Genomic DNA, 14,661 nt, shown 5'->3' on the forward strand with positions numbered 1-14,661 from the left:
CCTCATTTCAGCCTCGAAACGAATGAAGATTCAGAAAATAATTCATGTAATACAGATAGTAATCTTAACATTTGATTACTTATATGACTAGATAGGTATTTTAAATAGTAGTTACTAAATTATATAAATTAAAAGGAATGAGTCCGATTCAACATCGAACTCATTCCTTATTAGTAACCTAAATTATTGTATCTAACTTTTCGGATTCAATTCATTTCCGGTTCTCTTTCCAAACTTAGCAACAGAACTGTTACCTATTACTGAACTCTTGATAGATTCCATGCTATAGTATCAGTCCCATTCTCTCCATTACCATATTTCATATAATCAATTAAATATCCTACCTTTAACTTGTTACCATTAGATAGTATGTTCCATTGCTTATGGTATCCAGTGAAATTCTTTGGATATGCATGATTAAATTTAAAAGTACTTGCATTCTGTTTTTGATCTAAATGGATATAACTATCTTGAAGTTTTAAATATGCATAATCTGAATAAATAGGATTTCGAAATTTAATTAATACCTCTTCATCCTTTTTAATTGGTTTTCCAGGTTTAGGTTGACCTACTCTTTCAATAATTACATTCACTTTTTCATCACTAGATTTTTCAGCCCAAAGATACTCCCATTTATTCCCGGCATGATGACTTCCCCAATAAGCTGTATTTCCATATGAAGCTACGGTATAAGGAACCCCTTCTGTAACAAATTCACCTGAATTATCTACTACATAATCTTCAAATTCTTTATTAGCTTTAATTTCAATATCAATCTTTTGTGTAGGCGTTAGATTGTGTGCGTCATTGATTTCAAATGTAACTTTTCTGTGCGCAGCAATTTCAGATTTAATAGGGTGTATATTTTCTCTAGACTCATATGTAAATCCATTCTCACGTTTAACTAGTGTGACTGTTTGTGACGGAGCATTCCATTTCTTACTATAAGTAGTAGGAATCTCTTGACTCACACCAAATAAACCAGGTAAAATTGTTGCCCTAATCTTTTGCGTCACAGAATCATAACTACCTTCTACTAATGTTGGTTGCTGTAGTTTTGCAAAAGCACCGTGTACAGAGTCTTTATGTAAATAACCGCGATCTCCCTGTCCCGCTTTTAAATTGTTCAATGCATCAGTTCCATTATTAGCTGAAACCACTGATACGTTATTAGTACTTTTAGCCTTGTTTACAATATGATTTACTTTTTTCGTATCTATATTTACATGTTGAAAAACTTCATTATAGGATAAAACTGGCTTATCAGCAAGGGATTTGTCTTTAGGAGTGTATAGCCTAAACTTTGGTATATTTCCTATATCTGTTTCTAATTGTTCAGTAGCTGCATTTACTCTAGACTCATATCTCCCTGAATCCCCCAAATGCATAATTTCTTCACCTTTTTCAATAGATAAATCCATTGTACTTGTAGGTAAAACTTCAATCGAAAGAAGTTCCCCTTGTTCAACAGCTTTCAATTCATCCAAAGATAAGACAATATTCGCATCTGCTTGTCCTTCTAAACTGTCAATTACTACTTCTGTTTTATTCCGTCCACCTTTTTCTGTACTTAAATAGTTTGCTTTATAACGATCTTGTGTTGCCTTTACAGTATTAATAATTTTGTTTCCTAAACGAATATTAAAATGAGGCGAAACATTTTCAGCGGATGCTGTTCCTACATTCTTATATTCCAAATGTACCCGTAATTTTGCTGCGTTCGTTGTATCCACAGTTGTTGCAGTAGACCAATCAAAATTATTTGTATAACTCTCCGTTTCCGTAGTTGTTTTTGAATATCCGTATCCCACATTTGCTGAAACACTTCCGGAAGGAACAGGACCAGCTGCTGAGCCTTCTACACCACCTGAACCACTTAAACCTACATTAAATGAATGTTGTGTAGATACACTTTTTTCCCATCCTCTGCTAACTGATCCGCCATTATTATCCGTAATGGTTGCAATAGGAATTACTTCAATTCGTTTGACACCAATTTGCAAATTCGGCATGTTGGCAACTATCGGATTGAAATTAGTATCAGAATCGTTGTTATAATTCTCAACCTCATACATATCAGTAAAAGGATCACCATCCGTATTTGCATTCATAGGATTCGATATAAATTTTGGTTTCCCTTTATCCTTCTCGGGATCCCATGCTTTCACTTCATTTTTTCCAGTTTGTGAATTGAATTCAATTTTATATCCATTCATCTCTAAGTCGTTAGAAATACCATCTTTATCCCAATCGTTGTTTGCCATTTCAATGTTTTGTGTAATGAGTGAACCTATTTCCCCATCAGATCCGAGCGTGAAATTCTTATCTTCTTTTTTTACATTTGCATTCTCTTTGAATATTTCAACTGTACCTCCTGGATTCGGTTGTTTTACATCTGCTAAAGCAGGAGATGCTAAAGTCAGTGCCATCGATACACTACCTAATACACTAATTGCTGGCTTCAATTGTTTCATTGTAATTTTCCCTCCTTGGTTTCTAGGTCAATTAGAACACCTACTAGTAAGATTAATTTCATCATATATAACAAATCTTTCTTTTCTCTCTCATAACTGTTAAAAAAGTCTCTCGTAAATGTTACAAAACACTTACAGAGTTTTTAAAATCTATATATGAAACATTAAAAAGCCGTAATATGAAGAACCGATTACAATATATACAAAAAAGCAGCTAGCCAAAGCTAACTGCTTACTAATTTATAAAATCTCAGTAAAAGAATGTATTAATTTTGAAGTGTGCAAATTGGAAGAGTGACTTCAACTATAGTTCCCTTATTCACTTCACTCTCAATAAATACCTTCCCCTGGTGTGTTTCAATAATTTTATAACAGACCATTAATCCTAAGCCGATTCCCTCTTCCTTAATACTGTAAAAAGGTTCTCCTAAATATGGTATACGTTCTTTTGGAATCCCACATCCTTGATCAATAAAGCGAATCCTTATTTGATTATTATCAAGTTTATCAAATTGAATCAAAATTTCTCCTCCTGTTGGCATGGATTCAATTGCATTTTTTATAATATTAACAAATACTTGTTTTAATTGATTTCCTTCACATGGAATCAGTGGAATACCAGGTGTAAAATCAATTCTAATTTTTATATTATTCATCATTGCTTGAGGTTGCAGTAGCATTAAAACTTGATCCATTAGCACACTAATATCATTAGGTTGTATCTTTAACACCTGTGGTTTGGCTACCGCCATAAATTCATTAGTAATACTTTCTATACGCTCAATCTCTGATGATACTATATTTATATACCCCTGATTATTCTCAGTTTCCGTTGATTTTAGTAATTGCATAAACCCTTTCATTGCGGTTAATGGATTATTAATTTCATGAGCCATTGCAGTCGCTAATTGTCCTACGACTGCAAGTTTTTCAGATTTCCGTAGTAATTCTTCTGTTTTTAGCCGTTCAGTGATATCACGAGAAATACTCAGGAAAACTTTTTTACCATTTAAGTTAAAAACACGGACACTAAACTCAGTTGTTATTATTTTTCCTGTTGGAAAAGCATATTCGTCTTGCAAGGTGAAGGAAGTTTGTCCCTCTCTAATTTTTTCTAACAACCTTACAATCATTTTAGAATCTTGTGGTACTACATTTGGAAATGATAACGAGAGCAACTCTTCTCTACTATATCCAAATCTTTTACAACCAACAGGGTTTACCTCAATGAATCGACTTGGAACATAATTTTCATTCAGCTCTACTACATATACTGCATCAGTTGCTTGTTCGATTAGTGCACGGTACTTCATTTCACTATCTTTTAATTGTTGGTGTAATCGATGTCGTTCTCTTTCTGCTTGTTTTCTTTCAGAGATGTCTCTACATATTGCAGATAAAGCTATCACATTTCCTCTTACGTCTAGTATAGGAGAAACTGTCAGACTGACATCAAGAAAACTTCCATCGTTACGTCGTCTAACAGTTTCTAATCTAGTAACTACGGATTCTCTTGTTAGAATTTTCCGAATGTTTTCAAGTGATTCTTCCATTAAGAAATCTGGTACACAGGGTAATCTCTTACCTATGATTTCTTGAAATGACCATCCAAATATCTTTTCATAAGCTTTATTTGCTTGTAAAATATGCCCTTCTCGATCAGATATGGTAATAGCATCTACATTATGCTTTATAAATGATTCTAGTAATTCTTTGGTAGCTCTTAATTCTGATTCTACCCTTTTCCTTTCGGTTATATCGACTGTAGAACCAACAACTTCAATAACTTGTCCATTTCGTTTAATCGGCCTAAGTGCAATAAGAATAATCGTTTTATCATCTGGCCAGGGTAATTCAAATATAATTTCTTTCCCTTCCCATGCCTGAAGATAATACTTCATCAATTGTGAAACTAAATGTGGTGGAACAATAGAAGCATCAATAGTCCGTAAGCTTTTTCCTACCACCTGTTCAGAATAAAATCCTTTTTGATAATAAAACTGTCCATCACATAAAGTGTGTATAAAGTGCTTACCCACTTTTTTAAATTTAAAAATCCCTCCTTGAAGCTCATGTACGGTATCTGTGAGTTCTTGCTTTGATTTTTTTAATTCCCGATTCATTTTAGATAAGTCCTGTGTTAAATAATATAATCTCTGGTAGGCTTCCATAAGAAATAGCCCAATTAAAAGTCCTAACGCTATATATAATAAACCTCCAGAGTAAAGTAACGTAGTATTAAAGAATACACCAACTAACCACTTTATTCCGACAAAAACAGAAAAATATAAAGATGCACTTTTAAAAGGATGAAGGTTTTTAAAATATGTTTTAAAAGTAGAAAATAGAACACTCATACTTAAATATGCAATCACAGGTGGCTCCCAATACCCACCAATGAAAAAGATACGCATTATAATTATGCTAATTAGTGTAATCCAGCCAGCAATGCGACCAAAGTAAATAAAAGATAGAATAAGAGGAACAACTCGAAGATCGTAGGAAAATCCCATGTATGGAAAAGAAAAGAGCATCAAAGTAACTGCAATAATCCCTCCATAGAATTTTTCGAAATATCGCCTGGAATGAATCAAAAACACTTGAATAAATATCGCTGCGCTAACTAATAAAGAAAAAATAGAAAGATTGATGAAATATTCTTTAATAATCATGTAATGTCCCTCCTTGCATTAAAGATATATTCGACAAGAAAACAGAAAATCCTACAATTATTACAAACAGTTCAGGTGCAGAAAATATAATTCCCTACATGACAGTACATGTAAATAGTATCATATTGATTCAAATCGAAAACCAGGGAATCTTCCATCAGAACCTTCAAATCCCCCAAAAATAAGGTGTTTTTTTAAATGTTATGTACAAAAAAACGTAGGAATATTTAATTCCTACGTTTTTTATAAATTAATCAATTCCTTCACTATTACAATTCTTCTAATTCCTCAATTTCGGCTTTTCGCTTTAAAAATATTGCAATATCTCTATTCTCCCTTTCTATTAAACCAAGAGCATGTCTATCATTTAAAATCAATTCTTTATAACCCCATATATAATTCTATTGTTGTCGCTTTACTATGTTTATGATCCGCAAAATACCATTCTAAAGGTTCTAAAGGGTTAGATACTTCAAACAATTCAGCTGGCTACCATGAAGGCAAGTTTTCATTTTCACCCAGTCGCCTTCTTTGGGCCAACGAGGATCTGTCATTGGTATTCTCGCTAGAACTATACTTTATGGATTTGAATTAACTTTTTTATTACTTGTTGCTCTTTTAATGTATTTGCAGTGCTTCCACCTGCAGAGCCTCTTCCTAATATTTCAACTTCATATTTTGTATCCTTTGTAGCCTCTTCTAGTGCCTTTTCTTTCTTTTCAAGTTCGCCTATATTTCATGTCAAATTACAGGAGTGAGTCAGGCCACTCTAAATCGTAGATTAGAAGAACATGAATAATATTCTTTTTTGAATTGTAATTAAACCTCAGAGTGGCACCTCATACTCAGAACCATTTCCTTACCCAACAGAAGTTAATAAAACATAGTTAATTATTGCTTCACCGCTTTGGCTACAAGTGCTGCGTATGCTTCTGCACCTACTTTGGTTAAATGCACAACGTCAGGTGCAAAGTAGTCTTTCTTTCCAGCACTTGCTGCATACCAATCAACTAGAGTTACATTCGGATATTCAGATGCCGTTACTTTCAGTCTCTCATTCACGATTGATTCCCACGGACGTGGTACTCTCGTATTAATAAATATGATTTTACGTTCGTTTCCAATTACTTTTATTAATGAAACAAGTTGCTCAGTAGTAAAGGCTCCATTTGTACCTAATCCAATAATGACATAGTTTCCTAAATTCCCTTCATATTTTAACTGTTCAACTACCGGAATCGCTTTTGACAGCTGGCGACCAATTTGCGCATCAATCCTAATATCAGGAAAAGTATTTTTTAAATACGGAGTAATATCAATCATAACGGAATCGCCTATCGCAGTAACTGTGAGTGAATTTTTAGGTTGCCCAGAATTTACTTCTCTTGATTCCCCTTGTTTTTGAGGCGTCTCTTGATTTGGATCTTCCCAAACTGCAACTGGATGTGGCGCCGGTTGTGTTTGTGCTGCTTCCACCTTATCTTGTTGAGAGTTCTCCTTAGCCTTACTAGCTTTTGATACCCCTACAACTGCTATCGACGAAACGAATAATGTACAAATTAAAGCTAACTTAACACCTAAAGTGACATTTTGAATTCTTAAATTCTTAAACTGAATGTTCCGGAGCGCACCTTGTCGGATTGGTTTTTCAATAAACTTCCATGAAATTTGCGCAATCAATATAATCAAAAGAAATTGAAGGATTGCTCTTATTAATGAAAAATCCCCAGCATTTACCTTTGGAGTCGTCAATGTAAGAATTGGATAATGCCAGAGGTATATGCCATACGATCTTATCCCTATCCAACGTAAAGGTCTAAATCGTAAAAATTGAGCAATACGACTAGCTGGATGAGCTAGATTTGCCACTAACAATGCTGTTGCAATTGATAAGAGAACCATTCCTCCCTTGTATAGAAATGGATCATATTGATTGGTCTTCCAAAACATAACCAAAATAATAATAAGGGCAATGCCTCCCACTACATCAAGAATGAAACGCGCCTTTGGGATAATTTTATTTGCAAGCCTATTGCTTGGCCAAACTAAGGCAAGTACCGCTCCGATAAGTAAGGAAAAGGCCCTCGTATCTGTACCATAATATATTCTGCTCGGATCAGCTCCAGGTTCATACAAAATTGCCATCGCTAAAGCTGAAGCAACGGCTCCCAGACAAATTAATAAAATCATACGGGATTGTTTTTTTATGTAGTAAAGCCCTAAACTAATGATAAACGGCCAAACAACGTAGAATTGTTCCTCAACTGCTAACGACCAAAAATGATTCAATGGAGAAAGCTGGTTAAAATTATCAAAGTACGATAATTTATGATAAATATACCACCAATTACTAACATAAAATAATGCCGCTAATGAATCTCCGCGCATTTTTTCAAGTAAAGAGCTATGAAAAACCGTAATCCATGCCAACGTTATAACGAGCATAACAAGCATTCCTGGAAGCAATCTCCTTGCCCTACTAAGCCAGAATTTTTTTAAATCGATTCTCTTATTTCTCTCCCACTCTATGGCTAGAATATCTGTAATTAAATAACCTGAAAGTACAAAAAATACAGTAACTCCTAAAAATCCTCCAGGCATCCAATTAAAATTAATATGATACAAAATAACACCTAGTATAGCTAGACCCCTTAGACTGTCCAATCCAACCATATAACGACTATTTTTTTTAAAAGGTTTAGTCATCCTACATTCACCTCTTTTTCTTGGAAATTAGGTTAATAATAACGGCACAAAATGCTATTAATCCCCTGAAATCGTATAAGCTAAACTATTACAAACATCTTTTTGTAAGGCTCTTTTTTTATCTTTACATGCACAGTAATTAATACTTTAACACGTTATCTGGCTCTGTTGTGAAAATTTTTAAGCTAGATGTTCTTGTTGCTCTTCCGAAAAAGAGGAATATGATATATAACGTATATTTGAACATTTCCCTGCAAAATAACGTTATAAAGAAGGGCTACTGGTTATGAGCAGCCCCTCTTTTACCTTACTTCACATATACATATGTTTCATTTGAAATCACATTTTATGTCTTGCCCTTACTGTCGTGTATTTTATATTTCAGCGAACCTTGCATCAGAACAATATGTGTTCTGGTGCAAGGTTTTTTTAACTAGAATAAATTCTGGGAAAGCAAATAAGGAACATGACAGATGTGATATTTTAAAGAAAAATAGTTTAAGAAAAATAATAGTAGCCATTTGCTACTATTATTTTTTCTTTAAGTTATCGTAATATGCCTGAAATTCTAAAGGGACGTGGTATGTCAATTCATCTAACAACCATTATGTGCTGAGTTCGTGAATGCGGAAATTTCATTCGTGATTTTTGAAAAATAAAATAAAAAAGAAAAACTATCTTTGAAAATGGATGAAACCTACATTAATGTCAACTAATCTATGTACGAATTCCTTTGCTTTAGCTAGGTGTTCTAGGAAATAAGGAGCCATATGCCGGTCAATTTTTCAATTAACTTGGTGTCTAGTTTAGTGTACCATCTCCAATTAATGCGTTTTTTCGGGTTCAGTTCATTATATTTTCTACTTTGTCTTTATATACAACATATTCTTTTCCATCCACTACTGCTACCACCACAAATTCATCATTTGGATTGAATGAAAGCCAGTCAGCCCACATGCTTGTATTAGCACCTCCACTCCACATATGATGAACAGTGTTTTTAGTTAAATTCATAACTTTATAAGACGCATTTGGTGCATTTGTTCCAGTCTTTATTTCAAAAGTGTATGCGTTATGGATTTTTTTATAAAAGTAAAAAACGTTTGATGGACGAAGTAGATTCATAAAATCTTGTTCTTTTTTCTCTGCAATTTTTATGCCTTCTAGTAATGTGACAACATCTGTTCTTAATGTTTTCCAACTGTCTTTAGCTGAATTCAAGTTAGGCTTTAAAAATTTATATCTATTTTGATCAGCTTTTTCATCAGCTTTATCAATATGCCCCAGTATGCCCGAATATTGAGAGTCTAAATCATCCCATTGTGTGGACATATAAGTAAGAGCAGTAATAGCACTATCAATCGTACTATGCATATCACTAATATTATGAAATGCAACTCCGACTACACGATTTAATGTAATTTTATAATCTACAGTTTTACGTAATTCTGCTAAAGCAGGCTCTAATCGACCTAAATTATCTCTAGCAGTACCTATCATTATGCCACCAGAAATAAGCGTGGGGATAAAAGGGACTTTCACCATTATTAACCCATCAGATTCTAATTTCTTATAATAGTTTACTTGTCCTAAAACTTCATCTAAACGCTTTTGATCAGTCTCTACATCAGCTCCTTGGTTTTTTAAAATCGATTGCAAGGTCTCTTTATGGCTTCCAAATACTCTAACATCTTCTCCAATAGCGTTTTTTAATTTAGTTAATTCTTCTATTAATGCTTTTGCAGACTCTTGGTTTCGTTGAATCCCCAACCTTAAATCTGTAATCCCCTTTTTTAAAGTATCCCCATTTCCATTATTGATCGCCTCTACTAATGTTTCATAATAATTTTCAAACTTTGTATCGTATTCAATAATGCCGGTCAATGTATCTAAAAGCTGTTTTTTTACTTTTGTATTCCATGTAACAGCATGTGCTCTTGCATTCTTTTGATCCTGTACAATTTTACTAGGTAAATCTGCATATCCATTAATAGAAATTCCTTCAAAACTCACATCCGGATTATTAATTAGCAAATAAGAATATTCATTCATAGCTTTTGCAAATAACCCAGCATCTTGTACAGTTTTTTTCATCTTTTCTTCATTTGCTGAAAGAGACATATCTCCAGTGTTCGTTTGTTCAGTTTCAATTGCAAAGGTTGCTACTGGTGTGACTGCATAGGTAGTTGTCATAATTAAAAATGCTGATACAGCCAGTATTTTATAAGATTTTTTTTTCATCTTTTCTTATTCCTCCTGTATAGAGTATGATTTCAAGTCCTATTCTTATTAAAAGACGATGTTGTTGCATAGATTCGATATTATTAAGCAAATCTATATAACCTGTCCCCTATTGATTAATTCTGTTACAGATTTTTAAAAACAAGTAAACTACATGACTATCTTTTTATTTGGATAAAACTTATATATAAGTGAAAGGCGAAGTCTTTAATGAGACTCCGCCTTTTTAATATATAAGGATTTATTAATTATCGCTTTACTGTTTAACAGTGTAATCATAGACTCTCTATGTTATGGATCACTTTGCAATAGAATAAATATTTCCCTATTTTTGTGGAGTAACAGTTTCCACTTTTAATTCCTTTATCCCCTCTTTTAATGTAACCGCATCTGTTCTTAATGTTTTCCAACTGTCTTTCGCTGCATTTAAATTAGGTTTTAAGAATTTAAATTTATTTTGATCCGCTTTTTGAGCTGCATTCTCAATATGCCCTACAACGCCCGAATATTGAGAATCTAAATCATGCCACTGCGTTGACATATAAGTAAGAGCGTTAATAGCATCATCAAGCGCCTTGTGCATTTCATTAATATTACTATAAGCAACTCCAACTACACGATTTAATGTTACTTTATAATCCACGGTCTGACGTAATTCTGCTAATAAAGGCTCTAACTTACCTAAGTTGTCTCTTGCTACTCCCACTATAATACCGCCAATTATTGGTAGACCCAAAATAGCACCCTTCATTACATTAAACCCATCAGATTCTAATTGTTTATAATAGTTTACTGATCCTAATACTTCTTCTAGACGCTTTTGATCTGCATCAACATCTGCACCTTGGTTTTTTAGAATCGACTGCAAAAGATCTTTATTGCCTCCAAATGCTCTAACATCTTGTCCAATAGAGTCTCTTAATTTAGTTAATTCTTCTATTAATTGTTGTGCGTACTTTTGGTTTTGTTGAATTTCACCTCGTAAATCTGTAATTCCTTCTTTTAAAGTTTCTCCATCCCCTGTATTAATCGCCTCAACCAATGTTTCATAATAATTGTCGAACGTGGTATCATATTCAACAATACCAGTCAATGTATCTAAAAGCTGTTTTTTTACTTTTGTGTCCCAAGTAACAGCATGTGCTCTTGCATTCTTTTGATCTTGTACGATTCTACCAGGTAAATCTACATATCCATTAATAGTAATTCCTTCAAAATTTACATCAGGATTCTTAATTAGCATATAAGAATAGGCATTCATAGATTTTGCAAATAATCCAGCCTTTTGCAAGGTCTCTTTCATTCTCGCTTCATTTGCAGAAAGAGCCATATCTCCATTGTTCGTTTGTTCAATTTCACTTGCAAAAGTTGCTACTGGTGAGACTACTGAAGTTGCTGTCATAGTTAAAAGAGCCGATGCAACGATTAGTTTGTACGGGATATTTTTCATCATTTTCTATTCCTCCAATATAAGTTTTCATTTTCAGTTCTATTCTTGTTTAAAAGCGATGTCTTTTGAAATGAATTCTGCATCTTTATGAATATCATTCCAACTTTCTTTAGCAGCTTTTAAATCATCCGGTATTAAAGAGAATTTGTGGTCTTGCATAGAATCGATATTATCCAGTAAATCTGTATAATTTGCGCCCATTGTATTCCACTGCTTTTGAATATTTGTTAGAGACAATATCGCTTGATCTACAGTCTGGTATAGATATGCCAATGTTTCTTTCGCGTTAGTAAGCGAAAGAACTGCTTGATTAGCCCGATCTGCTTTCATACTTAATTCCCCGATTTTGTTAGAAATTTCGTTATAGGAGTCCATATGCTTAGATGCCGTGACACCAGCCGCAGTTCCTAGACCGATACCAGCTGCTCCAAGAGCTGAAAGTCCACCAACAACAGCCGGTGTTGCTGTACCGCCAGTTACAACAATTACAACTGCTCCTCCAATAGCTGCAATAACTAAAATAGCTGCTCCCAATCCACCACCAATTGACCATGCTAATACATCATCAAAATGTTTTTTCTGAGTAGAACGAAGTTGCTCAATTTCAGCTTGAAGTTGTGGAATCGTTGCTTGTTGACCTGCTAATATTGCAGTTAATCCACCTTTCCCATCTGGACCACCAACATTATTTTTAAAATCTGTAGAATTTTGATATAGTTTCCCTTTGAAGTCTTGTAGCATCTTAATTACATCTGTTACCTCTTTTGAATTTGTATTAATTGTTGTAATTAAATCATTTATGCCCTCTTTTAGACCTGCCTTATCTTTCTTTTGTACAGTATCTACTAATGTGTCGTAATAATTTTGAAATTGTTCATCGTAATTTACAATATTACGAGCTGTTTTTTGAATCTGTGGCTTCGCTGTATCTAACCAATAATTCGCATTGATTCGTGACAGTTCTTGATTAAGGTGAATATTTTTGAGCAACTCTCCTCCTTCTGATCCTAAATCGATATTAGATAAATTTACATTCGGTTGCTTAATCATTGTTTTTGCGTACAAATCCATTACAAGAATATGAGACCCTGTTTCAGCCAATGCTTTCTTCAGTCCCTCAGGACCTAAAGCATAATTGCCTACTTTTTGTTCTTGAGCGGTCGTTTCTTGTGCAAATGCATGAATAGTGTTACCAGTAGTAGCAGTTATAACCGTTGCCAGCGTGGCTAAAGTTAGCACTTTGAATGGGAATTTTTTCATCACTTTTCTCCTTCTTTCGCTAGATTCTTATAATCTTTATAGTTTTTTCAAAAACGTAATATCAAAATTTATATACCTGTTCTTCAAGGTAACTTATTACATTTTTTAATTGTCTTAATGTATCTTTTTGAGACTGCTCGTTAGTTACATCAACATTAGTAGATAATTTTGTAATGTTATTTTTTATTAAATCTAAATCTTCTTTATAGCATTTTAGTAGGTCAAGTTCTACATCTACTTGATTTGCAAACGTATGCAAATCATTTTGTGAAAGAAGAAGCATTGATTTTTGCAAATCTGCTATTGATAGTTTCGTTGTTAAATCATATATTTTTTGGTTTTGTTTCTCTAAGTCATCTAAATATGATCGCTGCTCTGCTGTTAGTTTATTTACTTCTGCGAAGACACCAAATGTTTTCTTAATCTTTTCAGTATCAATGGCTTTCATCAGGTCATATTCTTGCGTTTTTGCGGCTGCAGCTGCAGCTATTTCACCTTGTTTGCTTTTCTCAACTGCTTCACGAGCTGCTTTTTTGGCCGATTCAATTTCTAGAGCAGTTTTACCTTGTTCTGTCGCTTCTTGCGCTGCTTTTTTCTCAGCTTCTAGAATAGAGTTGTTAATTTCTTTTCCTTTGTTATACGCTGCCATCCCTGCTTGAGCAGCCGGTTCAATAATTTCTTTTGAAAGACTATAAATTTCTTTGAATATAGCAAATCCCTGCTCATTTAAAGCTCCTGGTATTAATGCAATTTGTTGTAAATCATTTTGAATTGCTTTTTTGGTATTTAATATTTCATTTTTTAACTGATCTATTTTTCCCGTTCCATCTGTACCTAATATGCCTTGCGCAGTTGCCACATCAGTATCGAAATCTTTTAATTTTTTATCAAGCTGTAATTTAAGATCAGTTAACCCATTAATTTGTCGTTGCGCATTTTCTTGATTCGTCATAGCCATTTCTTGAAGTACTTCAAGTCTATCCAAAAAACCTTCTCTATCTTCTTTATTGTCTACATATGATTTTAATGTCGGATAATAGCTATTAAATTTTGTTACAAATCCTTTGCTTTTTGAATTTAATAGAATTAACTGTGGATAGAGTTCCGATGACCATTCCTTCATATCTTGTTTGATTAGGAATTGATTTGTATTTAAAGCTGGGACTTCCTCTAGCTGTACATTAGGACTCATTAAAGATTGATCAATATACGTTTGGATTAATTTAGATTGCGCACCTAATTTTCGTAATGATGAAGAAATATCCATGTTTTCCTGTTGAGTTTCTGCTTGAACGATTGGTGTTGCGAGAGTATTGATAGGAATAGTCGCTCCAGTTACAATGGATGTTATTAAAAATCCTGTCATTATTTTATTCTTCATTCCGTACACTCCTTTACCATTTTTTTTTATAACTTGATTCATATAACTTGTACGACCTAGCGCTAGGCTCTCTCTTTGTACACGGATGAGGAAAGAGAATTCTTTCAGATAGGGTGTTATCCTTATTTTTTACTTCTAATAGGATGTAAGAATTTTACTCATCTCTCATTTAGATACTCTATTTTTCAAAAATAAACAATAAAAATTCATTAGCTATATTTGAATTAGACACCCAATGGGTAGTAAAATATTAATTCTCCCATAGAGTTGCGGTTTAACTTACAGAGCCGCGAAGATAGATAAACCAATGCTTACAGTTAATCCTGTTTTGACCTTTTTTAATATCAATTACATAATATGTCTCTTAGTTTTGTCAGCAAGAGCCTTACAAGACTACAAAAGATGAACTTATACTGTACATTGCTTATACTTTTATTGCGGAATAAATTCACTTTTGTTATGCAAAAACTTAGAACA

General features: G+C 33.5%; 7 protein-coding genes and 2 pseudogenes. 1 reads left to right on the plus strand and 8 read right to left on the minus strand.

Going from position 1 to position 14,661, the window contains the following annotated elements:
* Positions 1–257: 257 nt before the first annotated feature.
* The 4 genes and pseudogenes from MNO09_RS18980 to MNO09_RS18995 form a co-directional block, all read right to left on the minus strand.
* Positions 258–2,474: a binary toxin-like calcium binding domain-containing protein gene (locus MNO09_RS18980; RefSeq protein WP_000811546.1), complete on the minus strand. Its 2,217-nt coding sequence runs from the start codon at positions 2,472–2,474 to the stop codon at positions 258–260.
* A 266-nt stretch (positions 2,475–2,740) separates the two neighbouring features.
* Positions 2,741–5,146: a PAS domain S-box protein gene (locus MNO09_RS18985; protein ID WP_000584324.1), complete on the minus strand. Its 2,406-nt coding sequence runs from the start codon at positions 5,144–5,146 to the stop codon at positions 2,741–2,743.
* A 269-nt stretch (positions 5,147–5,415) separates the two neighbouring features.
* Positions 5,416–5,668: pseudogene (locus MNO09_RS18990) on the minus strand (hypothetical protein); the annotation flags it as partial.
* A 369-nt stretch (positions 5,669–6,037) separates the two neighbouring features.
* Positions 6,038–7,852, minus strand: coding sequence for an acyltransferase family protein (locus MNO09_RS18995; protein ID WP_000165410.1), 1,815 nt, complete (start codon positions 7,850–7,852; stop codon positions 6,038–6,040).
* Between the two features lie 480 nt (positions 7,853–8,332).
* On the opposite strand from MNO09_RS18995, the pseudogene MNO09_RS19000 reads away from it, so the two are divergent.
* Positions 8,333–8,462 (plus strand): annotated as a pseudogene (locus MNO09_RS19000) (IS6 family transposase); the annotation flags it as partial.
* A gap of 233 nt (positions 8,463–8,695) precedes the next feature.
* Here MNO09_RS19000 and hblB read toward each other — a convergent pair.
* The 4 genes from hblB to hblC all read right to left on the minus strand — a co-directional run bounded on the left by hblB (position 8,696) and on the right by hblC (position 14,184).
* On the minus strand, positions 8,696–10,093 hold the full coding sequence (gene hblB, locus MNO09_RS19005; RefSeq protein WP_078183190.1) for a hemolysin BL regulatory component HblB: 1,398 nt from the start codon (positions 10,091–10,093) through the stop codon (positions 8,696–8,698).
* A 325-nt stretch (positions 10,094–10,418) separates the two neighbouring features.
* On the minus strand, positions 10,419–11,546 hold the full coding sequence (gene hblA, locus MNO09_RS19010; protein WP_078183189.1) for a hemolysin BL binding component B: 1,128 nt from the start codon (positions 11,544–11,546) through the stop codon (positions 10,419–10,421).
* A 36-nt stretch (positions 11,547–11,582) separates the two neighbouring features.
* Positions 11,583–12,803 carry a hemolytic enterotoxin HBL lytic component L1 gene (hblD, locus tag MNO09_RS19015; protein WP_000714431.1) on the minus strand — a complete coding sequence of 407 codons (1,221 nt, stop codon included), beginning with the start codon at positions 12,801–12,803 and terminating at the stop codon, positions 11,583–11,585.
* A gap of 61 nt (positions 12,804–12,864) precedes the next feature.
* Positions 12,865–14,184 (minus strand): hemolysin BL lytic component L2, encoded by a 1,320-nt coding sequence (gene hblC, locus MNO09_RS19020; protein WP_000791001.1) that lies wholly within the window; start codon positions 14,182–14,184, stop codon positions 12,865–12,867.
* Positions 14,185–14,661: the final 477 nt, after the last annotated feature.

This window comes from Bacillus sp. N5-665 (assembly GCF_022637375.2).
Lineage (GTDB): Bacteria > Bacillota > Bacilli > Bacillales > Bacillaceae_G > Bacillus_A > Bacillus_A wiedmannii.